Origin of the sequence: Roseateles puraquae (assembly GCF_002205845.1) — a bacterium.
Lineage (GTDB): Bacteria > Pseudomonadota > Gammaproteobacteria > Burkholderiales > Burkholderiaceae_C > Pelomonas > Pelomonas puraquae.
The window spans coordinates 134,812-155,765 of sequence record NZ_NISI01000012.1; the positions used below are offsets into that span (position 1 = coordinate 134,812).

Genomic DNA, 20,954 nt, shown 5'->3' on the forward strand with positions numbered 1-20,954 from the left:
CCTCGACTTCAGTTGCGACCGAACAAACCCAGGCGCTGGGCTTCCAGGGCCGCCTCGGCACGCGAGCTCACATTGAGCTTGCGGTAGATCTGCTTCACGTAGTCGGCAATCGTGTGGCGCGACAGGCCCAGCTGCACGCCGATCTCGGGCAGCGTGAAACCCTTGGCCACGCGCAGCAGCACCTCGGTCTCTCGGTCGGTCAGCGAGACTTCGTGCAGCAGTGCCTGCGAGCTGGGCTTGGCCTGGGCGGCGAAGTAGGCGATGACCTTGCGGGCGATGGACGGCGACAGCGGCGGCTCGCCCTGGCTCATGCGCTGCAGCTGTTCGACCAGCAGCTCGCGCGACTGCTCCTTCAGCAGGTAGCCAAAGGCGCCGGCCTGCAGCGCGGGGAAGAGATGCTCATCGTCGTCATGGATGGTCACGATGACCGACTGCACCTCCGGCTGCTTCTCGCGCAGCGCCGCGATCACCTCCACGCCAGAGCCATCGGGCAGGCCCAGGTCCAGCAGGGCGAGCGTGAAGCGTTGGCCATTCACCAGGGACAGCGCGTCCTGCACCCGCGAGCATTCGGTGATCTGGGCGTTGGCGAATACCTGCTTGACCAGGGCCTTCAGCCAGGCGCGGATCTCCGGGATGTCTTCGAGCAGCAGGATGTGGTTCATGGCAGGGCCTCGGGATACAGGGGCGGCAACAAGGGCAGCAACAAGCGCGTTCGCAGCGGCGAAATCACAGCGGAATCGTCAGACGGATGACAGTACCCCAGCCGGGCCCGGATTCCACCAGGCATTGGCCATGCATTTGCTTGGCGCGTGATTTCATGCTCGCCATGCCGTGGCCTCTGTCCAACCTGCCGTCCAGTTCGGTGGGAATGCCGTTGCCGTTGTCCTGGATGGTCAGGATGAAATCGCCGTCCTGCACCGTGCTGGAAATGGTGGCGTGGGTGGCCGCGCTGTGCTTGATGATGTTGGAGACCGACTCGCGCAGGATGCGCGTGGTCTGCACGTAGGAGCGGGCCTGCAGCGTGTGCTCCACGTCTTCGGCCGGCGACTTCCACTCCGCCAGGATATTGGCCTGGCCCAGCCGCGAGACGACCTCTGCGCGCCAGTCGCCCAGCGCGTCGATCAGATGCACCGGCTTGCCGGTCAGACCTCGCACCGACAGGCGCATTTCTTCCAGGGCCTCGCGGGCGAGCGTGGAGATGCGGTCGGATTCGCTGGTGTGCACGATGGTCAGCAGCTTGGCGCCGAGGTCGTCGTGCAGGTCCGCAGCGATGCGCTTGCGCTCGCGCTCCGTCACCTGCTCGAGCTTCTGCTCAGCCAGTTGGCTGTGCGTGCGCTCCACCTCGGCGATGCGCTCGGCCATGCGCTGCTCGATGGCGCCGATGCGCCGCTCCGCGTCCAGCCTGGCCTGCGCCACGCCGTTGATCAGTTGCAGGCCCAGGGCCAGCATCAGCACCGGCAGCAGCAGGCCCAGCCACGGCGAGGCCGTCCACCACAGCGATTCGCTGGTCGCGGCCAGCATGGTCTCGGCCAGCAGGGCCACCATGGTCGGTAGCAGCAGCCCCGCCATCAGCACGAAATCGCGGCGCAGGGCTTCGTCCGGCGTGGCCTGCAGCCTGGCCCGCCGCAGCCACAGCGCCCAGCCCATGGCCGCGACGAGTTCCAGGCTCAGCACCGCATGCCAGATCGTGCCCAGCAGGCTGACCTGGATGCCTGCGAGCAGCAAGCTGGCCGGCACCACCAGGCACTGGATGAGCAGCGCGTGGTCGATCCAGCTGCGTTTCCAGTTCATCTGCCGCAGCAGGTACTGCACGCCGCACAGCACCAGCAGCGTCATCAGCAGGGGCCGCAGGCCTGACGCACCGGGGGCCGCCGCGGCACGCAGCACCACCCAGCTGAGCATCATGCCGGTCAGGAAGGTGGCGGGGCGCTCGCGCGAGTGCAGGCCGGAGATCAGCCCGACGATGGTGGCCATCAAGGCCAGCATGGCCGCCAGCCACGCATGCACGGTGGTGGCCCAGTACAAGCCAGGCGTCATGACCTGGGCCTGCGCCGTCGGGCAGAGCAGGGTCAGGGCGCACAAGAGAAACAGGGGCAGGCGCCGGGGCATGCCAGCCCTGGGCGCGAGGTTCAGCGTCATGGGGCGGCATTGTGCGGGAGGCCTTGACACTCGCGCGCCGGGGAATGCACCAGCGACAATCTCCACAACACTTTCATCAAGCACCGTGATCCTTCGCTTCACCCTCGAACCTGTCGACAACACCCGGCTGGCGCGCGTCTGCGGCAGCCTGGATGCTCACCTCCGCGAGATCGAGGCGGCGCTGGGCGTGAAGCTCACCCGGCGGGACGCGGAGTTCCGCGTCGACGGCGCCAAGACGGCCGCCGAGCGCACACGCAGCTTGCTGGAAGGCCTGTACGAGCGTGCCCGCCGTCCGCTCTCGGCCGAGACCCTGCAACTGGCCCTCGTCGAGGCCAAGGCGCCCGTGACCGCACCGCGCGCCGAAGGCCATGAAGACACCAACGGCCCGCTGGTGTTGCGCACCCGCCGGGCCGACCTGTCCGCCCGAACGCCCCGTCAGCACCAGTACCTGCAGCAGATCCTGTCGCATGACATCACCTTCGGCCTGGGCCCGGCGGGCACCGGCAAGACCTTCCTGGCCGTCGCCTGCGCGGTCGATGCCCTGGAGCGGGCCGCGGTGCAACGCATCATCCTGACGCGCCCGGCCGTCGAGGCCGGCGAGCGCCTGGGCTTCCTGCCCGGCGACCTGACGCAGAAGGTCGACCCCTACCTGCGCCCGCTCTACGACGCGCTGTACGACCTGCTGGGATTCGACCGCGTCACCAAGGCCTTCGAGAAAGGCCAGCTGGAGGTCGCGCCGCTGGCCTTCATGCGGGGCCGCACCCTGAACCACGCCTTTGTCATCCTGGACGAGGCGCAGAACACCACGCCCGAGCAGATGAAGATGTTCCTGACCCGCATCGGCTTCGGCAGCCGCTGTGTCGTCACCGGCGACACCAGCCAGATCGACCTGCCGCGCGGCGTGCAGTCCGGCCTCATCGACGCGGAGCGTGTGCTGGCCAAGGTCAAGGGCATCGCGATGACGCACTTCACAAGTGCCGACGTCGTGCGACACCCGCTGGTGGCACGCATCGTGGAAGCTTATGAGGCGCGTGCCAAGCGCGAAGGGAGAAATTGATGAGCCGGCCCGAGTTGAGCCTGTCCCTGCAGTTCGCGGACCCGCGCCACCGCACGCTGCTGCCGCGCCACAAGGTGCAGCGCTACATCCGTGCGGCCCTGGAGTTGCCGGGCGAGATCGCGGTGCGCATCGTCGACGCCGAGGAAGGCCGCGCGCTGAACCGCGAGTACCGCGGCAAGGACTACGCCACCAATGTGCTCACCTTCGACTACGCGCACGAGCCGGTGGTGGGCGCCGACCTGGTCATCTGCGCGGAAGTCGTCGAGCGCGAGGCCACCGAGATGGGCATCCCGCTGCTGGACCACTACGCCCACATGCTGGTGCACGGCACCCTGCACGCCCAGGGTTATGACCACGAGGAAGACGACGAAGCCGCCTGCATGGAAGCCCGCGAGACCGAGATCCTCGCCGGCCTGGGCGTGCCTGACCCCTACGCCCGCTGAACCCTAGCGGCTCGTCAGGTAGCGCTTGCGGCGGAACAGCAGCCACAGACCCACGGCCAGCGCCAGGATCAGCGCGATGGACTCCCAGAAGCCGTTGGGGTTCTTGATCAGCGGCATCCACTCGAAGTTCATGCCGAAGATGCCGGTGATCAGGTTCAGCGGCAGGAAGATGGCGGTCAGCACCGTCAGCGTGCGCATGATGCTGTTGGTGCGATGGCCCAGGGCGCTGAAGTGCATCTGCACCGCCGACTCCGCCGACGACTCCAGCCGGCGCACATGCGTCAGCACCCGCTCCACATGCTCCAGCACGTCGCGTGAGCGCACCCGCAGCAGCTCGCGCTCGCGGTTGACTTGCGGGTCGTCGTCCACCGGCCATTCCTCCAGCGCGTCGATCCACTCCTGGATGGCGGCGCGCTGGTCTTCGCAGGTGTCTTCCAGCCGGTGCAGGGCATCGCGGCTTTCCAGCAGCAGCGGCCAGTCGTTGAACTCGCTGTTCTGATCCAGCAGCACGCGCTGCAGCGTGCCGAGCTGGCGGGTCAGCAGGCGGCGCAGTTCCAGGTAGCTGTCCACCATGTGGTTGACCATGCGCAGCATCAGGTCGGCCGGGCTGGCGGGCAGCCGCGCGCCCCCGCGGGCCGACTTCTCGCGGCCTTCGGTCAGGCGGTCGAGCTTGTGGGCGAAGAAGTCGCGCACCTGGCAGTCGGTCGGGTGCACCGTGATCAGCACCCGGTCGAAGACCGCAAAGCCCACCGGGCTGGTGTCGATGGCCCGCAGCGCCCGCTGGGCGGAGGCCAAGGTGCCATGCTCGTCGTCCACGAACAGGTCTTCACTGCCGGGCGCGGCCGCCAGGCGGCGGAACACCAGCATGTCGTACCAGGACGTGTAGTCGAAGTGCGAGGGAAGCTGGTTGTTGATCAGGTCGGACACATGCAGGTCGACGAGGTTGCCGCAACCCCAGCGCGCGAGCGCGTTCTGCAGCACCGGCTCGCCCACCTCGAACACCCGCCGGCCGTAGCCCAGCCACAGGAAGCCGCGCTCCGGCAACTGCTCGGGCAGGGCCGGCAGCTCGCGGAAGCTGTCGGGTTCGATGTGGAAGACCCGCACGGGTCAGCCCTTCTTCAGCAGGCGCGCGGCGTCCAGCGCGAAGTAGGTCAGCACGCCGTCGGCGCCGGCGCGCTTGAAGGCGAGCAGGCTTTCCATCATGACGGCGTCGTGATCCAGCCAGCCATTGGCCGCGGCGGCCTTGACCATCGCGTACTCGCCGCTCACCTGGTAGGCGAAGGTCGGCACGCGGAACTCGTCCTTCACGCGGCGCACGATGTCCAGGTACGGCAGGCCGGGCTTGACCATGACCATGTCGGCGCCCTCGGCCAGGTCCAGCGCCACCTCGCGCAGGGCCTCGTCGCTGTTGCCCGGGTCCATCTGGTAAGTCTTCTTGTCGGCCTTGCCCAGGTTGGCGGCCGAGCCGACCGCATCGCGGAAGGGCCCGTAGAAGCTGCTCGCGTACTTGGCGCTGTAGGCCATGATCCGGGTGTGGATGTGGCCGGCGGCTTCGAGCGTCTGGCGGATGGCGCCAATGCGCCCGTCCATCATGTCGCTGGGCGCGACGATGTCCACGCCAGCATCGGCCTGCACGCGCGCCTGCTTGGCCAGGATGTCCACCGTCACGTCATTCAGGATGTAGCCGGTCTCGTCGATGACGCCATCTTGGCCGTGGCTGGTAAACGGGTCCAGCGCCACGTCGGTCAGCACGCCAAGTTGCGGGAAGTGCTGCTTCAGCGCCCGGACCGCGCGCGGCACCAGGCCGTCGGGGTTTAGCGCCTCGGCGCCGTCGGGCGTCTTCAGGGCGGCGTCGATGACCGGGAACAGCGCGATCACCGGCACGCCCAGCGACACGCATTGTTCGGCCGTGCGCAGCAGGTGGTCCAGGCTCTGGCGGGCCACGCCGGGCATGGAGGGCACGGGCTGGAGCAGATCGGTCCCCTCATGGATGAAGACCGGGTAGATCAGGTCCGACGCCTGCAGCGAGTGCTCGCGCACCAGCGCACGGGTGAAGGCATCGCGGCGCAGGCGGCGCGGGCGTGCCGCGGGGAAGGCGGGAGTGATCAGGGAGCGGGGCACGTGTGTTCCTCGGGCGGGGCAGAAGAAGAGGCTGCGGCCCGGCGCGTGATGGACAACACATCAAGGCGTCACATCTTCGTGACGCCACCGCTCAAGCGCGCTAAACTTGTCGCCGGATGATAGCCGCAAGGTGGTCGTCCCCTGCTTTTCCTCCCTGAGCAGGAGCCTTAACGTGATGACAGCGATAAGGCTTTGCCGCCCCGGTTTTTACCGGGGCTTTTTTTTGCCTCTGTGACAGCCGCGCTCACCGCGGCTGTGCGGCCAAATCAGAAACCGCCTACGCCGCCTGACGGCTCGCCCACAGGTGGCCTGCCCATAATGGGCCCATGCTCTGGGTCAAAGCCTTTCATATCGTCTTCGTCGCGGCGTGGTTCGCGGGCCTGTTCTACCTGCCGCGCATCTTCGTGAACCTGGCGATGGTGCCGGTCGACAGCCATGCCGAGCGCGAACGCCTGCTGCTGATGGCACACAAGCTGCATCGCTTCACCAGCATCCTGATGGGCGTGGCCCTGCTGTTGGGCTTCTGGGTCTGGCTGGGCTTCGGCGCCACCCGCTTCAGCGGCAGCTATTGGCTGCATGCCAAGCTGCTGCTGGTGGTTTTCGTGGTCGGCTATCACCACATGAACCGCCGGCTGTTGCGCAGCTTCGAGGAACTGGCCAACCGCCGCAGTCACCGCTGGTTCCGGGTCTACAACGAGACCTCTGTCCTGCTGTTCACCGCCATCGTCGTGCTGGTGACGGTCAAGCCGTTCTGAGCCGGAGGATTGCGGTGCCCCGCCGCCAAAGCTCCGCGACCTGGCTGCTGCTGGCCCACATCGGCCTGATTCTGTACGCCAGCCTCTACCCCTTCTGGCCGCTGCGCGCGCCGCCGGGGCTGGGCGTGCCGTGGCTGTTCAGTCTGCCCTGGCCAACCCGGTTCTACGCGTTTGACGTGCAGGCCAACCTGATCGGCTACGTGCCGCTGGGCCTGCTCGGGTTCGCCGCGGCCATCCGCTCCGGCTGGGGGCTGCGCGCCGCGCTCGCCGCCGCGCTGCTGCCGGGGCCGCTGCTGTCCTTTCTGATGGAGACGCTGCAGTTCTACGTCCCGGGGCGGGTACCGTCGCTGTCCGACTGGGCGCTCAATTCAGCCGGCAGCACGCTGGGCGCGGTGCTCGGCCTGCTGTTCAACGCGCTCGGCTGGGTGCGGCGCTGGCAGGACATGCGCGAGCACTGGTTCGGCGCCAGCAGTGCGCCGGCCCTGGCCTTGCTGGCGCTGTGGCCCTTGGCGCTGCTCTACCCCACACCGCTGCCTTTCGGCCTGGGCCAGTGGCTGCCCTGGTGGCGCGAGTCACTCGTTGACGCACTGGCCGGCACGCCCTGGGCGCTGAACTGGGGCGACGGCGTCATCATCGAGCGCGAGCTGCCGCCGGGCCTGGAGGCGCTGGCCATCGGCCTGGGACTGTTGGCGCCGGTGCTGCTGATGATCACCGTGGCCCGGCCCGGGCTGCGCCGCCTGGCGCTCGCTGCCGGGGCGGTTGTGCTCGGCCTGCTCGGCACGACCACCGCCACCGCTATGGCCTTCGGCCCCGACCATGCCTGGGCCTGGCTCAGCGACGCCACGCGCCCGGGCGTCGGCCTCGGCGTGGGCCTGGCGTTGCTGGCCTGCCTGCTGCCCTCGCGTGTGGCCGCTGCCTTCGGTCTGTTCGCGCTGTGCGCTTTGGTGGGCCTGATCAGCATCGCGCCGGGCGACCCGTACCTGACGCTGAACCTGCAGGCGTGGGAGCATGGCCGCTTCGTCAACCTGTACGGCCTGACACGCTGGCTGGCCTGGACGTGGCCTTTCGTTGCACTCGTCTGGCTCGCCGCCCGCCTCGTGCAGAAACCCCAGTGAGAGAATCCACCGCGATGAGTTACTACCAGCGCCACGTCTTCTTCTGCCTCAACCAGCGCACCAACGGCGAGGCCAGTTGCGGCGACCACGACCCGCAGGGCGCCTTTGACCACTGCAAGTCCCGCGTCAAGCAGCTCGGCCTGGCGGGCAAGGGCGGCGTGCGGGTCAACAAGGCCGGCTGCCTGGACCGCTGCGCCGGCGGGCCCGTCGCGGTCGTCTACCCTGAAGCCGTCTGGTACTCGTGGGTTGACCAGAGCGACATCGACGAGATCGTCGAGCGCCACCTGCGTGACGGTGAAGTGGTCGAGCGCCTGGTGCTGCCCGAGTCCGTCGGCCGATGAACGCGCAGACCGAGAAGCGCCTCGTGCCCGGCCCGGCCGGCATGATCGAGGTGGCCATCGACCTCCCGCCCGGCGTTGCCGAGCCCCAGGGCACCGCATTGATCTGCCACCCCAACCCCACCCAGGGCGGCACGATGGACAACAAGGTCGTGCAGACCCTGGCGCGTGCCTTCCTGCAGCTCGGCTGGCGGGCCGTGCGCTTCAACTTCCGCGGCATCGGCCAAAGCCAGGGCGGCTGGGACGAGGGCCGTGGTGAGGTCGATGATGCACTCGCGGTCCTGCAGGCCGAGCACGCTGGTGCCGCCCCGCTCATCCTGGCGGGCTTCTCTTTCGGCGGCTATGTGGCGTCGCGCGCCGCGCAGCGGCTGGCGGTGCCGCCGCAGCGTCTCGTCCTGGTCGGCCCGGCCACCAGCCGCTTCGACACCGCGCCGGTGCCGGCCGACACGGTGGTCATCCACGGCGAGGTCGACGACGTGGTGCCGTTGTCTTCCGTGCTCGACTGGGCACGCCCCCAGAACCTGCCCGTGACCGTGGTCCCGGGCGTGGGCCATTTCTTTCATGGGCAGCTGCCGCTGCTCAAGTCTCTTGTGGTGCGCGCTTTCGACCCCACCAAGGTCTGACGCCCAGCGCCTGAATCCGATCCGATGAAACGACTGCTTGCTTCCTTCCTCTCCGCCCTGGCCCTGACTGCACAGGCCCAGGCCCCCGTACCGCCCGAGATCGCCGCGCGCAACTACGTGCTGATCGACCTGACCGCGCACAAGACCCTCGCCGAACGCGAGGCCGACGTGCCGCAAGACCCGGCTTCCCTCACCAAGCTGATGACGGCCTACGTCGTCTTCGGTGCGCTGCGCGACAAGAAGCTGACGCTGGAGCAGACCCTGCCGGTGTCCAAGCGCGCCTGGGACGAGCGCAAGGGTGACCCGTCGCTGATGTTCATCGACACCACGATGACGCCCAAGGTCGACGAGCTGCTGCGCGGCCTCATCATCCAGAGCGGCAACGACGCCGCCGTGGCCCTGGCCGAAGGCGTGGGCGGCACGGTCGAGAACTTCGTGCAGCTGATGAACCGCCAGGCGCAGGCCTGGGGCCTGAAGAACACCGAGTTCAAGAACGTGACCGGCATGACCGAGCCGGGCCACAAGGCCAGCGCCCGAGACATCGCCGTCATTGCCTCGCACATCATCACGGACTTCCCCGAGTACTACGCCTACTACTCGCAGCGCGACTACACCTTCAACAAGATCCGCCAGGACAACCGCAACCTGCTGCTGCGCCGCGATCCCACGGTCGACGGCATGAAGACCGGCTACACCGACGCCGCCGGCTACTGCCTGGTGTCCAGCGCCAACCGCGAGTTCCCCAACGGCAAGCGCCGCCTGCTGTCGGTCGTCATGGGCACGGCCTCGAAGGAGGCCCGCGCCAGCGAGAGCCAGAAGCTGCTGAACTGGGGCTACACCGCCTTCGATGCGGTGCGCGTGTTCGAGGCGGGCAAGGCCATCGCCACCGTGCCGGTCTGGAAGGGCGAGGCCAAGGAAGTGAAGCTGGGCGCCGCCGACGCGGTCTTCGTGGCCGTGCCGCATGGCGATGCCGCCAAGCTGCAGACCCAGGTCGAGCGCACCGACCCGCTGGTGGCGCCGCTGAACAAGGGCCAGCGCGTGGGCACGCTGCGCGTGACCACCACCGCCGGCACGCCGGTCGCCGAGGTGCCGCTGATCGTGCAGGAAGCCGTGCCCATGGCTGGCATCTTCGGCCGCGCCTTCGACGCCATCCGTCTGTGGATCAAGTGAGCCAGGAGACCGTGATGAACATGCCGCCCGACATCCCGCCTGACATCCCGCCGGAGCAGTCGCTGATCGAGTACCCCTCGCAGTTCCCCATCAAGGTGATGGGCGCGCATGTGGAGGGCTTCGTGGAGGCCATCACTTCCGTGGTGCTCCAGTTCGACCCCGGCTTCGATGCCGCCACCATCGAGCACCGCCCGAGCAAGGGCGGCAACTACCTTGGCCTGACGGTCACCGTCACGGCCACCAGCCGCGAGCAGCTTGACGAGCTCTATCGCACGCTGACCACGCACCCGATGGTCAAGGTCGTGCTCTGACGGTGCGGCGCCCGGCGGGGCAGGTCAACTCGCCTGATCCCGCTCGCGCAGGGCCTTGACCTTGGCCTGCGCGGCGACATCGCCATTGCGGGCGGCAACGTCATACCAGTAGCGCGACAACCGTTCGTCGCTCTGGACGCCCAGCCCGTTCTCGAACATCGACGCGACGATGTACTGCGCCCCCACGTCACCCGCCTTGGCCGCCTCCAGGTACCAGCGGTGCGCCTGGGCCATGTCCTGCTTGCGGCCGCGGCCGAGGTAGTAGCAGGTGGCGGTGGCCAGGGCGCCATCGGCGTTGCCATGCTCGGCGGCCCGCTCGAACCAGCCGCACGCGGCCTTGGGTTCAGGCTTGCCGCGGCGGCCCTGCTCGATCATCTCGCCCAGCGCGTTCTCGGCCAGCGCCAGCTGCTGACCCGCGGCGCGCTGCAGCAGGCGCCAGGCCTGGCTGTCGCTCGCGCCGGACAGCTCCTTGCGCAGATGCATCATGGCCAGGTTGAACTGGCCCAGCGCGTTGCCCTGGCTGGCCGACGCGGTGAAGCCGCGGGCGGCGGCCTTCAGGTCGCCCTCGTCATAGGCGGTCAGGGCCTCGGCCAGCGGGTTGGCGTGGGCCAGCGTGGCGGCCAGCAGCAGGGCGGAAAGCAAGGGCGTTTTCATCATGTGCAGTCGTCCTGGGCCGGCGAGGCCTTACGGGGGGTGCCTATGATGCCGCGCATGATCGTCAAGACCCTGGGGCGGGTGGAATACCTGCCCACGCTGGAGGCCATGCGGGCCTTCACCGCCGCACGTGAGCCGGGCACGCCCGATGAGCTGTGGCTGTGCGAGCACCCGCCCACCTTCACCCAAGGCCTGGCCGGCAAGCCGGAGCACCTGCTGCTGCCCGGCGACATCCCGGTCGTGCCCACCGAGCGCGGCGGCCAGGTGACCTACCACGGCCCCGGTCAGGTGACGGCCTATCCGCTGGTGGACCTGCGGCGCCTGGGCATCTTCGTCAAGGAATACGTCTTCCGCCTGGAGACCGCGCTCATCCAGACGCTGGGCAGCTATGGCGTCACCGGCCTGCGCGTGGCCGGCGCGCCGGGCATCTATGTGCGCCCGGCCGACCCCGGCAGCCATGCGGCGCTGGCCGGGCCCGCCGATCCGGAGGACCCGTTCCGCGGCCTGGCCAAGGTGGCGGCGCTCGGCATCAAGGTGAGCCGGCACTGCACGTATCACGGCCTCGCGCTGAATGTCGCGATGGACCTGGAACCCTTTCGCCGCATCAACCCCTGCGGTTACGAAGGGCTTGAAACGACATCCCTCGATAAACTCGGGGTTTCCACCGACTGGCCGACCGCGGCCGGGCGGCTCGCCGAGCGGCTCTCGGCACAGCTGACGCCATGACCATGTCCGACACCACCTACGACCCCACGATCAAGCAGAAGGCCGAGGCCAAGACCTCGCGCATCCCGATCAAGATCGTGCCCGCCGAGGTGCTCAAGAAGCCGGAGTGGATCCGCGTCAAGGCCGGCTCGCCCAGCACGCGCTTCTACGAGATCAAGCAGATCCTGCGCGAGCACAAGCTCCACACCGTCTGTGAAGAAGCCAGCTGCCCCAACATCGGCGAATGCTTCGGCAAGGGCACGGCCACCTTCATGATCATGGGCGACAAGTGCACCCGCCGCTGCCCGTTCTGTGACGTCGGCCACGGCCGGCCCGACCCGCTGGACGTCAACGAGCCGCTGAACCTGGCCAAGGCGATCGCGGCACTCAAGCTCAAGTACGTCGTCATCACCAGCGTGGACCGCGATGACCTGAAGGACGGTGGCGCCGGCCACTTCGCCGAGTGCATCACCAAGGTCCGCGAGCTCAGCCCCACGACGCAGATCGAGGTGCTGGTGCCCGACTTCCGCGGCCGCGCCGACCGGGCGCTGAACATCCTGAAGGCCGCCCCGCCTGACGTGATGAACCACAACCTCGAAACCGCGCCCCGCCTGTACAAGGAAGCGCGCCCGGGTTCGGACTACGAATTCAGCCTGAACCTGCTCAAGCGCTTCAAGGAAGAAGTGCCTGGCGTGCCCACCAAGAGCGGCATCATGGTCGGCCTGGGCGAGACGGACGACGAGATCCGCCAGGTGATGCGCGACATGCGCGCGCACAACATCGACATGATCACCATCGGGCAGTACCTCGCGCCCTCGGGCCACCACCTGCCGGTGCGCCGCTACGTGACGCCCGACGCCTTCAAGCAGTTCGAGAAGGAAGCCTACGAGCTGGGCTTCACGCACGCGGCCGTGGGCGCCATGGTGCGCTCCAGCTACCACGCCGACCAGCAGGCCCACGCGGCGCTGAACCCGACGGCAGCCTGAACCCAGCCCCCGTCAGGGCAGCAGCGCGGCCGGTCTTGGCGGGCGTGGCTGGGGCGCCATCGGGGGCACCTGCGGTGCCTCGTTCAGGCGCAGGAACTTGAAGCCCGCCAAGCTCGCCTTGCCCTGGCCGGCCTGGCGTGCATCGCGCTCCGCCAGGCGGGTAATGAATGCCTGCAGCGTCTCCTCCCGCACCTGGGGTTCGGCCGAGTGCAGCAGTCGGCGCGAGCCGTCCGGTCCAGTGACGATCAGCCCTACATGCGAGGCCCAGTAGTTACCGTCGCGCCCTGAGATCACGTTGACGAAGTCACCGTCCTGCAGTTGTGCCTCGATGGCCGCCACATCCTGCTTGGCGATGAAGACATCGTCGAAGACCTGCACCGGCAACTCGCGCGCCACCTTGAACTGCTTCTTCAGGAAGGCCTGTCGGTCGATGCGTTGCCGGTAGCTTTGCGTCGGCGCCCCCAGGCTGGCGGTCACGTCCTGCACCAGCCAGGCGTTGGCCAGGTTCCAGTCGGCCTCGGTGTAGTGGTTGCGCGTGGCCACGCCGATGACACCGTCGCGGTAGCGAATGCGTTGCAGCATCCAGAAGAACTCCGGCCACGAGGCGCTCAGCGCCATCGCATAAGTGTGTTCGACGAACACCACGCAGTCGCTCTTGCTCAGGTCGAACAGCGGCTGGCTGTCGTAGACCTCGTACGGAAACTCGCCCAGAAGGTAGAGCTCGTAGGGCTGGCCGATGTTCTTGCGCGCCAAGGCCGCGATGCGCTGGCGCAGCTGCGGTTGGTCGAGCTGCTGCCAGGCCAGGAATCGGTCCACCTCGGCCGGTGTCATGCGGAACGTGGGCTTGTTCAGCAGGGGCGTCAGCTCCGCCTCGTTCAGCCCCACGCGGGCTGCTGCCTGCAACTGCGCGGCGGTGGGGGTGACGCGCGGCGCCTCAGGTGGCGTTGGCGTGTGGGCGCAGCCGGCGAGCAGCAGCGCCATCGTCAAAGATGCCAGGGTCTTGTGCATGGCCGCCAGTGTGCGGCGGGCGGGCGCCCAGCGCCCATGCCGGCATGTCGGCGGGCCATAACCTGGCGGTTTGACGTGGCGGCCCGGCGCGGCGCGACCTCAGGCTTCGGCGAGGAGCTTCTCGATCAGCTCGTGGAAGGCGGCGAAATCCGGCTCGCCCACGTAGCGCTTGACGATCTCGCCGCGCTTGTTGATGAGGAAGGTCGTCGGCGTCATCTGCACCGGGCCGAAGGCATTGGCCACGTTGCCGGTGTTGTCGATGGCCACGCCGAAGGGCAGCTTGCGCGTCTCGGCAAAGCGCGAGACGAAGGCGGGCGGGTCGTAGCTCATGGCCACGGCCACGGTGTCCAGGCCACGAGCCTTGTACTTCTCGTGCGTGGCGACGATCTGCGGCATTTCCTTCACGCAGGTGGCGCAGCTCGTGGCCCAGAAGTTCACGACCATCACCTTGCCCGCCCATTGCTTGGAGCTGACTTTCTGACCGTCCAGCAGGGTGTACTCGACCGCCGGGGCCTGCTCGCGGGCGCAACCCGAGAGCGCCGCGGCGCAGATCAGGGCCAGGGCAGGGGCGAAGAGGCGACGGTGCAGCATGCCCGGCATTCTAGGAAAACCGCCAAAGACCACGGCAACCGCAGGCTGACGGCGGCGGCTCAGGGCCGGCGAGCCAGCTCGAACATCAACAGCGAGGGCAGGGCGTCGGGCAGGTGGCGGCGCGAGATGCGCGCGATGCCGTCGCTCGTCGCGGTGGACAGCTGGGTGCGGTGCTCGCCGTCGAACATCTCGATGAAGGCGACATCCGGCGCGTCGCGGCTGATGCCGGAGATCAGTTGCATCAGCGGCTCGCTCATCTGGGCCGCATCGAAGAGCAGCGCATGCGGCAGGCCTTCGTCGCAGAACTGCTCGGCCTCGGCGACATTGCCCACCGCATCCACCAGCAGGCCCATGTGGCGCACCGCGTTCTGCGCCTCGGCGCGCAGCTCGCGGTTGGCCGACAGGATCAGCAGCTGGCAGCCCGCCAGCGGCCGTGAGTTGCCGCCCATGCGCTCGGCTTCGGCTTCCAGCCGTGCGTGGGTGCTGTCCAGCGGGGCCGGAGCCTCTTCATCCGGTGCGAGCTGGTTGAATTCCAGCGTCAGCATCGTGATGCCCGCCTCTTGCTCGCGCAGCGGCAGCACACCCAGCGTGATGGCCGTCTGCTCCAGCAGGCGCCAGGCCAGCGAGTCCAGGCCGGCCGTGTCGTCGCCCGGGTCGACCTCGTCGGTCAGCAGGTCCAGCGAACGGTGGGCGAAGCGGCAGCTCAACCGGGCCTTGACCGGCCAGGGGGTCAGGTCCAGCCGCAGGTCGACCGACGAATGCGTGTTGGCCAGCGCCCAGTCCATCAGTGCATTGAGCAGCGAAAACAACAGCGCGCCGTCCGCCCAGATTTCCACGGGCTTGAGCGACTGGCGCACCTGCACGCCGCGCGCCTGGGTCTCGCGGCTGCGCTGGGCCAGCACGCTGCGCAGCATCTGGGTCAGGTGCTGGCGTTCGCGGTTCAGGCGCAGCCGGCCCGAGGCCAGCCGTGCCAGCTGCTGGCCGAGCATGCCGGCCGTGCGGGCGTCGTCCACGCTGCGGCGCAGCAGACGCAGGCCGCGGCGGTCGATCTGCCCGGTGGTGGCGAGGTTCTGGATCTGCTCCAGCGCCGCACTCAGCGGCCCTGCGATCTCGGCGCCGAGCTGCTGGACGATGTCCGCCCACTGGACCGGCGTCGGCTCAGGCATGACATCGTTGGCGGCACTCGCGGGCGCAGGAGAAGGAGGTGTAGGCATGACCCGTTGACGGCGAACCTGCGGCAGATGGTTCTAGGAGGTGGGCCCGCCGCAGTGCGTGGACGCATCCTGAGGACAGCTCGTCTCACGCTCCATCCCCCGGGCAGGGGGAAACCCTTGGTTCAGGGGTGGGTGAACCCTCACGCGATCACGCCACGCTGTCGCCAGACTGTGATTTCCTCCTCGGAACAGCCGGCTTCTCGCAGCAATTCGTCGCTGTGCTGCCCCAGCAGCGGCGGCGCATGCCGGTAGGCGACCGGCGTGGCCGAGAGCTTCATGGGGCTGGCGATCAGTCGCAGGTCGGGCGTGAGCGGGTGCGCCATCGGCACGACGGCGCCGCGTGCCTGGGCCTGCGGGTCGGCCAGGGCTTCCCCGATGGAGTTGATGGAGCCACAGGGCACCTTGGCTGCCTCCAGTGCGGCCAGCCACTCGTTGCGCGGCCGCTGCCGGATGACGTCTTCCAGCATCGGCACCAGGGCCGCGCGGTGACGCACCCGCTCGGCGTTGGTCGCGAAGCGCGGGTCCGCCGCCCAGCCGGGCTGGCCCGCAATCTCGCAGAACTTGGCGAACTGCCGGTCATTGCCCACTGCCAGGATCAGGTGGCCGTCGCTGGCCTCGAACACCTGGTAGGGCACGATGTTCTGGTGCGCGTTGCCCATGCGGCCGGGTGCCTTGCCGCTGCACAGGTAGTTGCTGCCGAGGTTGGCGAGCATGGCGAGCTGGGTGTCGAACAGCGCCATGTCGATGACCTGGCCCTGGCCGGTGGCGTCCCGATGCCGCAGCGCCGCGAGGATGGCGACGGTGGCGTACATGCCCGTGAACAGGTCGGCCACGGCCACGCCCACCTTCTGCGGGCCGCCGCCCGGCAGGTCGTCACGCTCGCCCGTCACGCTCATCAGGCCGCCCATGCCCTGCACCGCGTAGTCGTAGCCGGCCCGCTCTGCATACGGCCCGGTCTGGCCAAAGCCGGTGATGGAGCAGATGACCAGGCCCGGGTGTTCGGCCAGCAGGGTCTGGGCATCCAGGCCGTAGCGGGCCAGGTCGCCCACCTTGAAGTTCTCGACCAGCACGTCCACCTGGCCGGCCAGCCGCCGCACGATGGCCTGGCCCTCGGCACGTGACAGGTCCACGGCCAGGGAGCGCTTGTTGCGGTTGGCGCCCAGGAAGTAGGCGGCCTCGGAGGTGTCCTGGCCGTCGGCGTCCTTCAGATAGGGCGGCCCCCAGGCGCGGGTGTCGTCACCACTGCCTGGGCGCTCGATCTTGATGACGTCGGCGCCGAGGTCGGCCAGGGTCTGGGTGCACCAGGGGCCGGCGAGCACACGCGACAGGTCGAGCACGCGCACGCCGGTCAGTGCTTGGGGTGAGGGCTGTTGTTGCATTGCGGAATTGTCGGCCGCCGGCTGCCGATAATCCGGTCATGCGCGTGAGCCCCCTTGTCGGATTTGCCCTAATGCTGGCCTTGTTGACGGCCTGCCAGCCGGCCTTGAACTGGCGCCAGGTGCATCCGGCCGGCTCCGGGGCGGTGGCGCTCTTTCCTTGCAAGCCGGATGTGGAGCAGCGCCAAGGCATGGGCCTGGCCCAGTGTGAAACCGGGGGCAAGGGCTTCGCACTGTCCTGGGCCGAGGTGCCGGACCCGACGCAGGTCGGCGCCGCCCTCAAGGCCATGCCGCAGGCGCTGGCGACCAAGCTCGGCCGACCGCTGCCGCCCGGGCTGGCCCTGCAGGTGGCCGGCATGACGCCGATGCCCGAGGCCTCGCACTATCAATTGACCAGCAACGGCGCTGTCACGCACGTGGCCGTGTTTGCCCATGGCACCCGGGTCTACCAGGCGCTGATGACCGCGCCGCAGGACGACGCCGCCGCCTGGGACAGCTTCCGCGCCGGGCTGGCCATCGAGGCCGCCCGCTAACATGCCGCCATGCCCCACCTGCTCGTGATCGCCCACGCCCCGCTGGCTTCCGCCCTGCGGCAAGTGGCCGAGCACACGTTTCCTGACTGTGCGCCCACGCTGTCGGTGCTCGACGTCGAGCCCGGCATGTGTGCCGATGACGTTGAAGCTGCCGCCCGCGCCCTGATGGCCGGCTCGGTCCAGCCCGAATGGCTGGTGCTGACCGACGTGTTCGGCGCCACGCCCTGCAATGGCGCCCAGCGCCTGGCGGGCGAGCGGGTGCAGGTGCTCAGCGGCGTCAGCGTGCCCATGCTGTGGCGCACGCTGTGCTACGCCAGTCAGAAGCCCTTGACCGAGCTGGCACGGCGCGCCATGCAGGGCGCGGTCACCGGCATCGTCGCCACGCCCCCCTTGCCTCCCGACGAATGATCAAGTCCAACCTCACCATCAGCAACAAGCTGGGTCTTCACGCGCGCGCCTCGGCCAAGCTGACCAAGCTGGCCGGCAGCTTCAAATGCGAGGTCTACATGAGCCGCAACGGCCGCCGCGTGAACGCCAAGAGCATCATGGGCGTGATGATGCTGGCCGCCGGGCTGGGCGCCACGGTGGAGCTGGAGACCGACGGCGAGGATGAACAGGCCGCGCAGGACGCGATCACCGCCCTCGTCAACGACAAGTTCGGCGAAGGCCAGTAAGCGCTCGGCTTCAGCCAGCCGTGCGGCGGAAGCGCGCGGGCAGGTCGGCGGTGCGCAGCATCAGCGGCAGGTCAGCGGTGTTGAAGTCCGGGTCCCAGGCCGGCTCGCCCATGATGCGGGCGCCGCAGCGCAGGTAGCCACGGATCAGTGCCGGCGGCTCGACCACCAGGTCCTGGCGCAGGTGCTCGATGGGCAGCGGCAGGCGCGGGCGCACCCGGCAGTCGATGGGTGCGAGGTGGTCGGCGGACAGTTGGCGCCACAGGCTGGCCGCCACATGGCCGCCGTCGCGCATGTTGACGCTGGCGCAGCCGATGATGGTGTCCAGCCCGTTGCGCGCCATGAATTCCGCCAGCGCACTCCACAGCGCCAGGATGGCGCCGCCGCTGCGGTGGTCGGGGTGCACGCAGGACCGGCCGATTTCTGCCAGGCGCGAGCGCATGCCGCGCAGCCGGGTCAGGTCGAATTCCGTGTCGCTGTAGAAGCCGCCGGCACGTCGGGCCGCCGCCGGCGTCAGCACGCGGTAGGTGCCGACGACTGGGCCGGGGTGGTCTTCGCTGTCGCCGGCGCGCACCAGCAGGTGCTCGCAGTAAGCGTCGAAGAGGTCCACGTCCAGGCCGGCCGGCTGCCCCGGTGGCGTGGGCAGCCGGGCGCCCATCTCGGTGGTGAACACCTGATAGCGCAGTGCCTGGGCCTCGCGTACCTCGGCTTCGCTGCGGGCCCAGCTGATGCTGAGTCGCGGGGGTGTGGCTCGCTGGATGCGCTGCAGCGAGGGGGCATGCGGCAGTGCATGCGTGAGGATCATCTGGCTTCTGTTCATGACCCGCCATGCTGGGCATGGGGTTTGACGCGGCCGTGAAGTCACCATGAAAAAACCATGACGCGACGGCCTTCCGCCACGCGCTACATTGGCCACTCGATCTGCGGAGAGCGTCATGAGTTTTCAGGTCTTCGGCATTCCGGTCTCGCGGGGCGTGGCCATCGGCCGTGCCGTGCTGGTCGCATCCAGCCGCATCGACGTGGCGCACTACTTCGTGACGCCGAATGAGATTCAGGGCGAGGTTGACCGGCTGCTGCGCGCGCGGGACGCCGTCGCACTGGAATTGACGACGCTGAAGGACGAACTGCCCGAAGACGCGCCGCACGAACTCGCCGCACTGCTGGACGTGCACCTGATGCTGCTGCACGACGAGGCCTTCACGGGCGGCGCCAGCCACTGGATCGTCGACCGGCACTACAACGCGGAGTGGGCGTTGTCAGCCCACCTGGAAGTGCTGGCCCGCCAGTTCGACGAGATGGAGGACGACTACCTGCGGGAGCGCAAGGCGGACCTGGAGCAGGTGGTGGAGCGCGTGTTGAGGGCGCTGGCCGAGGCACAAGGTGAGGCGCCCACGCCGGTCACGCCCCGTGACTTCGCGGGGGAGGACCCGCTCCTGCTGGTGGCCGCCGACATCGCGCCGGCGGACATGATCCAGTTCAAGCGCAGCGTCTTCCGCGGCTTCATCACCGACATCGGCGGCAAGACCTCGCACACGGCCATCGTGGCGCGCAGCATGGACATCCCCGCGGTCGTCGGCACCCGGGAGGCCTCGCGTCTGATCATGCAGGACGACTGGGTCATCATCGACGGCGACGCCGGCACCGTCATCGTCAACCCGTCGCCCATCGTGCTGGAGGAGTACCGCTTCCGGCAGCGCCAGAGCGAACTGGAACGGGCGCGGCTGAGCCGTCTACGTCATACCCCGGCGGTGACGCTGGATGGCGAGCACATCGAGCTGCACGCGAACATCGAGATGCCCGCGGACGCCGAAGCCGCGGTGCAGGCGGGCGCCACCGGCGTAGGGCTGTTCCGCAGCGAATTCCTCTTCATGAATCGCGAGGGCGAGTTGCCGAGCGAGGAGGAGCAGTTCGAAGCCTACAAGGCCGCGGTCATCGCCATGAAGGGCATGCCCGTCACCATCCGCACGGTCGACGTTGGCGCTGACAAGCCGCTTGACCGGCTCACCATCAACGAGCTTCGGCATGAGCATGTGCTCAACCCGGCCATGGGACTGCGGGCGATTCGCTGGAGCCTGGCGGAGCCCAGCATGTTCCGCCAGCAGCTGCGCGCCATTTACCGGGCGAGCGCCTTCGGCAAGGTGCGGCTATTGATCCCGATGGTGGCCCATCTGGCGGAGGTGCGGCAGATCCTCGACATGGTCAAGCGTGTGCAGCAGCAGCTGACCGATGCGGGGCATGCGTTCACCCGCGTGGAGCTCGGCGTCATGATCGAGATCCCGGCGGCAGCCGTCATGCTCCCGCTGCTGCTCAAGCATGTGGACTTCGTCTCCATCGGCACGAATGACCTGATCCAGTACACGCTCGCAATCGATCGTGCCGATGAGGCGGTCGCCCATCTGTACGACCCCTGGCACCCAGCCGTGCTTCAGTTGATCAGCCAATCCATCGCGCAGGCGAGGGCGGCAGGCAAGAGTGTCAGTGTCTGCGGCGAGATGGCGGGGGACCCGGTCTTCACCGAGTTGCTGCTTGGCATGGGGCTGCGCAGCTTCTCCATGCATCCCTCACAGATCCCGGCCGTGAAGCAGCGGGTGTTGCGCGCTGACGCCCAGCGCCTGGCGGCGGTGCTGCCCGCCATCCTCTCCAGCGAGGACCCTCAAGCGACGGCAGAGAAGGAGTTGCTGGGCAGCCGGGCGGGCGTCGGGGTCGTGCACTGAGTCGACAGGCGGCACTGGGGACGGGTGAGCCCACGAGGCGCTTGAGGCCCCCCGGCGGGTCAACAGCAGTCAGGCGGCTCGCGGCCTCGGCCTGAAGTGCGACGCACGTGACGCCTTCTATTAGTAGCTAGCGCAGAACGCCTGCCGCGCAGCACGCGGCAGGCGAGGCTTCAAGGCCGGACTCGAACGAATTTCTGCAAATCTCTTGCTCTCCCGAAAAAAGCTGTGCTACAGTCGTGGGCTTCGCTGATCACAAAGCGCGGCGCAAACCGGAGACGGTAGCGCGGTGAGTTGAGGTTGGCGACCAAGCCGAAAGGTTTGGGGCGAGCTGGAGGGTTCGTTGGGTGCTTGAAGATCTTGAAGACGCTGTCTGAAAGAAATTTTCAAAAAGTACTTGACGACACTGCGAAAGCAGATCAAAATCTCGCCT

At 68.4% G+C, this 20,954-nt stretch carries 24 protein-coding genes; 14 read left to right on the forward strand and 10 right to left on the reverse strand.

What is annotated here, in order from left to right; genetic code table 11:
- Positions 1–8: 8 nt before the first annotated feature.
- Both CDO81_RS22945 and CDO81_RS22950 read right to left on the reverse strand, forming a co-directional pair.
- Positions 9–662, reverse strand: coding sequence for a response regulator (locus CDO81_RS22945; RefSeq protein ID WP_088485567.1), 654 nt, complete (start codon positions 660–662; stop codon positions 9–11).
- A 64-nt stretch (positions 663–726) separates the two neighbouring features.
- Positions 727–2,139, reverse strand: a complete 1,413-nt coding sequence (locus CDO81_RS22950) for a sensor histidine kinase (RefSeq protein ID WP_088485568.1) — start codon at positions 2,137–2,139, stop codon at positions 727–729.
- An 85-nt stretch (positions 2,140–2,224) separates the two neighbouring features.
- Between CDO81_RS22950 and CDO81_RS22955 the strand changes: the two genes are divergently transcribed.
- The gene (locus tag CDO81_RS22955) at positions 2,225–3,196 is read left to right on the forward strand and encodes a PhoH family protein (RefSeq protein WP_088485569.1); all 972 of its coding nucleotides are present in this window, start codon (positions 2,225–2,227) and stop codon (positions 3,194–3,196) included.
- Entirely contained in the window at positions 3,196–3,639 is a 444-nt protein-coding gene (gene ybeY / locus CDO81_RS22960) for an rRNA maturation RNase YbeY (protein WP_088485570.1), read from the forward strand. The genes CDO81_RS22955 and ybeY overlap by 1 nt, the downstream gene beginning before the upstream one ends.
- Positions 3,640–3,642: 3 nt before the next feature.
- On the opposite strand, the gene CDO81_RS22965 is transcribed toward ybeY, so the two are convergent.
- A complete protein-coding gene (locus CDO81_RS22965; protein ID WP_088485571.1) occupies positions 3,643–4,743 on the reverse strand; it encodes a magnesium transporter CorA family protein in 1,101 nt (366 codons plus the stop codon).
- Positions 4,744–4,746: 3 nt separating this feature from the next.
- Entirely contained in the window at positions 4,747–5,760 is a 1,014-nt protein-coding gene (hemB, locus tag CDO81_RS22970) for a porphobilinogen synthase (RefSeq protein WP_088485572.1), read from the reverse strand.
- Positions 5,761–6,086: 326 nt separating this feature from the next.
- Between hemB and CDO81_RS22975 the strand changes: the two genes are divergently transcribed.
- The 6 genes from CDO81_RS22975 to CDO81_RS23000 are packed head-to-tail and all read left to right on the forward strand — an operon-like array spanning position 6,087 to position 10,072.
- Positions 6,087–6,515, forward strand: coding sequence for a CopD family protein (locus CDO81_RS22975; protein ID WP_088485573.1), 429 nt, complete (start codon positions 6,087–6,089; stop codon positions 6,513–6,515).
- Positions 6,516–6,529: 14 nt separating this feature from the next.
- Positions 6,530–7,630 (forward strand): VanZ family protein, encoded by a 1,101-nt coding sequence (locus CDO81_RS22980; protein ID WP_158218395.1) that lies wholly within the window; start codon positions 6,530–6,532, stop codon positions 7,628–7,630.
- A gap of 14 nt (positions 7,631–7,644) precedes the next feature.
- Positions 7,645–7,971 (forward strand): (2Fe-2S) ferredoxin domain-containing protein, encoded by a 327-nt coding sequence (locus CDO81_RS22985; RefSeq protein WP_088485575.1) that lies wholly within the window; start codon positions 7,645–7,647, stop codon positions 7,969–7,971.
- Positions 7,968–8,591 carry an alpha/beta hydrolase gene (locus CDO81_RS22990; protein WP_088485576.1) on the forward strand — a complete coding sequence of 208 codons (624 nt, stop codon included), beginning with the start codon at positions 7,968–7,970 and terminating at the stop codon, positions 8,589–8,591. The genes CDO81_RS22985 and CDO81_RS22990 overlap by 4 nt, the downstream gene beginning before the upstream one ends.
- A gap of 24 nt (positions 8,592–8,615) precedes the next feature.
- Entirely contained in the window at positions 8,616–9,761 is a 1,146-nt protein-coding gene (locus CDO81_RS22995; protein WP_088485577.1) for a D-alanyl-D-alanine carboxypeptidase family protein, read from the forward strand.
- A 14-nt stretch (positions 9,762–9,775) separates the two neighbouring features.
- Positions 9,776–10,072, forward strand: a complete 297-nt coding sequence (locus CDO81_RS23000; RefSeq protein WP_088485605.1) for a DUF493 family protein — start codon at positions 9,776–9,778, stop codon at positions 10,070–10,072.
- A gap of 24 nt (positions 10,073–10,096) precedes the next feature.
- Here the strand turns inward: CDO81_RS23000 and CDO81_RS28540 are convergent, their stop codons facing one another.
- The gene (locus CDO81_RS28540) at positions 10,097–10,729 is read right to left on the reverse strand and encodes a tetratricopeptide repeat protein (RefSeq protein ID WP_144397370.1); all 633 of its coding nucleotides are present in this window, start codon (positions 10,727–10,729) and stop codon (positions 10,097–10,099) included.
- A 54-nt stretch (positions 10,730–10,783) separates the two neighbouring features.
- On the opposite strand from CDO81_RS28540, the gene lipB reads away from it, so the two are divergent.
- Both lipB and lipA read left to right on the forward strand, forming a co-directional pair.
- A complete protein-coding gene (gene lipB / locus CDO81_RS23010) occupies positions 10,784–11,452 on the forward strand; it encodes a lipoyl(octanoyl) transferase LipB (protein WP_088485607.1) in 669 nt (222 codons plus the stop codon).
- Complete coding sequence (lipA, locus tag CDO81_RS23015) at positions 11,449–12,417, forward strand: lipoyl synthase (RefSeq protein WP_088485578.1); 969 nt, start codon at positions 11,449–11,451, stop codon at positions 12,415–12,417. The genes lipB and lipA overlap by 4 nt, the downstream gene beginning before the upstream one ends.
- A gap of 12 nt (positions 12,418–12,429) precedes the next feature.
- On the opposite strand, the gene CDO81_RS23020 is transcribed toward lipA, so the two are convergent.
- The 4 genes from CDO81_RS23020 to CDO81_RS23035 form a co-directional block, all read right to left on the reverse strand.
- On the reverse strand, positions 12,430–13,425 hold the full coding sequence (locus CDO81_RS23020; protein WP_088485579.1) for an N-acetylmuramoyl-L-alanine amidase-like domain-containing protein: 996 nt from the start codon (positions 13,423–13,425) through the stop codon (positions 12,430–12,432).
- 99 nt (positions 13,426–13,524) lie between these two features.
- Positions 13,525–14,016 carry a TlpA family protein disulfide reductase gene (locus CDO81_RS23025; protein WP_088485580.1) on the reverse strand — a complete coding sequence of 164 codons (492 nt, stop codon included), beginning with the start codon at positions 14,014–14,016 and terminating at the stop codon, positions 13,525–13,527.
- 59 nt (positions 14,017–14,075) lie between these two features.
- Positions 14,076–15,182, reverse strand: a complete 1,107-nt coding sequence (locus tag CDO81_RS23030) for a hypothetical protein (protein WP_088485581.1) — start codon at positions 15,180–15,182, stop codon at positions 14,076–14,078.
- Positions 15,183–15,370: 188 nt separating this feature from the next.
- On the reverse strand, positions 15,371–16,609 hold the full coding sequence (locus CDO81_RS23035) for a CaiB/BaiF CoA transferase family protein (protein WP_088485582.1): 1,239 nt from the start codon (positions 16,607–16,609) through the stop codon (positions 15,371–15,373).
- 38 nt (positions 16,610–16,647) lie between these two features.
- Between CDO81_RS23035 and CDO81_RS23040 the strand changes: the two genes are divergently transcribed.
- Genes CDO81_RS23040 through CDO81_RS23050 form a run of 3 tightly spaced genes read left to right on the forward strand, consistent with a single transcriptional unit; the run spans position 16,648 to position 17,813 of the window.
- Positions 16,648–17,139 carry a hypothetical protein gene (locus CDO81_RS23040; protein WP_144397371.1) on the forward strand — a complete coding sequence of 164 codons (492 nt, stop codon included), beginning with the start codon at positions 16,648–16,650 and terminating at the stop codon, positions 17,137–17,139.
- A 9-nt stretch (positions 17,140–17,148) separates the two neighbouring features.
- Complete coding sequence (locus CDO81_RS23045) at positions 17,149–17,547, forward strand: PTS sugar transporter subunit IIA (RefSeq protein ID WP_088485584.1); 399 nt, start codon at positions 17,149–17,151, stop codon at positions 17,545–17,547.
- Positions 17,544–17,813: an HPr family phosphocarrier protein gene (locus CDO81_RS23050; protein ID WP_088485585.1), complete on the forward strand. Its 270-nt coding sequence runs from the start codon at positions 17,544–17,546 to the stop codon at positions 17,811–17,813. The genes CDO81_RS23045 and CDO81_RS23050 overlap by 4 nt, the downstream gene beginning before the upstream one ends.
- A 10-nt stretch (positions 17,814–17,823) precedes the next feature.
- Here CDO81_RS23050 and CDO81_RS23055 read toward each other — a convergent pair whose 3' ends face one another.
- Entirely contained in the window at positions 17,824–18,630 is an 807-nt protein-coding gene (locus CDO81_RS23055) for a GNAT family N-acetyltransferase (RefSeq protein WP_088485586.1), read from the reverse strand.
- Positions 18,631–18,745: 115 nt separating this feature from the next.
- Between CDO81_RS23055 and ptsP the strand changes: the two genes are divergently transcribed.
- On the forward strand, positions 18,746–20,524 hold the full coding sequence (gene ptsP / locus CDO81_RS23060; protein ID WP_088485587.1) for a phosphoenolpyruvate--protein phosphotransferase: 1,779 nt from the start codon (positions 18,746–18,748) through the stop codon (positions 20,522–20,524).
- Positions 20,525–20,954 lie beyond the last annotated feature (430 nt).

Bases quoted from the DNA above. Each gene is read 5' to 3' on its own strand.
- CDO81_RS22945 (WP_088485567.1), bottom strand. From the start codon at position 662: ATGAACCACATCCTGCTGCTCGAAGACATCCCGGAGATCCGCGCCTGG.
- CDO81_RS22950 (WP_088485568.1), bottom strand. From the start codon at position 2,139: ATGACGCTGAACCTCGCGCCCAGGGCTGGCATGCCCCGGCGCCTGCCC.
- ybeY (WP_088485570.1), top strand. From the start codon at position 3,196: ATGAGCCGGCCCGAGTTGAGCCTGTCCCTGCAGTTCGCGGACCCGCGC.
- CDO81_RS22975 (WP_088485573.1), top strand. From the start codon at position 6,087: ATGCTCTGGGTCAAAGCCTTTCATATCGTCTTCGTCGCGGCGTGGTTC.
- CDO81_RS22985 (WP_088485575.1), top strand. From the start codon at position 7,645: ATGAGTTACTACCAGCGCCACGTCTTCTTCTGCCTCAACCAGCGCACC.
- CDO81_RS22990 (WP_088485576.1), top strand. From the start codon at position 7,968: ATGAACGCGCAGACCGAGAAGCGCCTCGTGCCCGGCCCGGCCGGCATG.
- CDO81_RS22995 (WP_088485577.1), top strand. From the start codon at position 8,616: ATGAAACGACTGCTTGCTTCCTTCCTCTCCGCCCTGGCCCTGACTGCA.
- CDO81_RS23000 (WP_088485605.1), top strand. From the start codon at position 9,776: ATGAACATGCCGCCCGACATCCCGCCTGACATCCCGCCGGAGCAGTCG.
- CDO81_RS28540 (WP_144397370.1), bottom strand. From the start codon at position 10,729: ATGATGAAAACGCCCTTGCTTTCCGCCCTGCTGCTGGCCGCCACGCTG.
- lipB (WP_088485607.1), top strand. From the start codon at position 10,784: ATGATCGTCAAGACCCTGGGGCGGGTGGAATACCTGCCCACGCTGGAG.
- lipA (WP_088485578.1), top strand. From the start codon at position 11,449: ATGACCATGTCCGACACCACCTACGACCCCACGATCAAGCAGAAGGCC.
- CDO81_RS23020 (WP_088485579.1), bottom strand. From the start codon at position 13,425: ATGCACAAGACCCTGGCATCTTTGACGATGGCGCTGCTGCTCGCCGGC.
- CDO81_RS23025 (WP_088485580.1), bottom strand. From the start codon at position 14,016: ATGCTGCACCGTCGCCTCTTCGCCCCTGCCCTGGCCCTGATCTGCGCC.
- CDO81_RS23030 (WP_088485581.1), bottom strand. From the start codon at position 15,182: ATGCCTGAGCCGACGCCGGTCCAGTGGGCGGACATCGTCCAGCAGCTC.
- CDO81_RS23035 (WP_088485582.1), bottom strand. From the start codon at position 16,609: ATGCAACAACAGCCCTCACCCCAAGCACTGACCGGCGTGCGCGTGCTC.
- CDO81_RS23040 (WP_144397371.1), top strand. From the start codon at position 16,648: ATGCGCGTGAGCCCCCTTGTCGGATTTGCCCTAATGCTGGCCTTGTTG.
- CDO81_RS23045 (WP_088485584.1), top strand. From the start codon at position 17,149: ATGCCCCACCTGCTCGTGATCGCCCACGCCCCGCTGGCTTCCGCCCTG.
- CDO81_RS23050 (WP_088485585.1), top strand. From the start codon at position 17,544: ATGATCAAGTCCAACCTCACCATCAGCAACAAGCTGGGTCTTCACGCG.
- CDO81_RS23055 (WP_088485586.1), bottom strand. From the start codon at position 18,630: ATGAACAGAAGCCAGATGATCCTCACGCATGCACTGCCGCATGCCCCC.
- ptsP (WP_088485587.1), top strand. From the start codon at position 18,746: ATGAGTTTTCAGGTCTTCGGCATTCCGGTCTCGCGGGGCGTGGCCATC.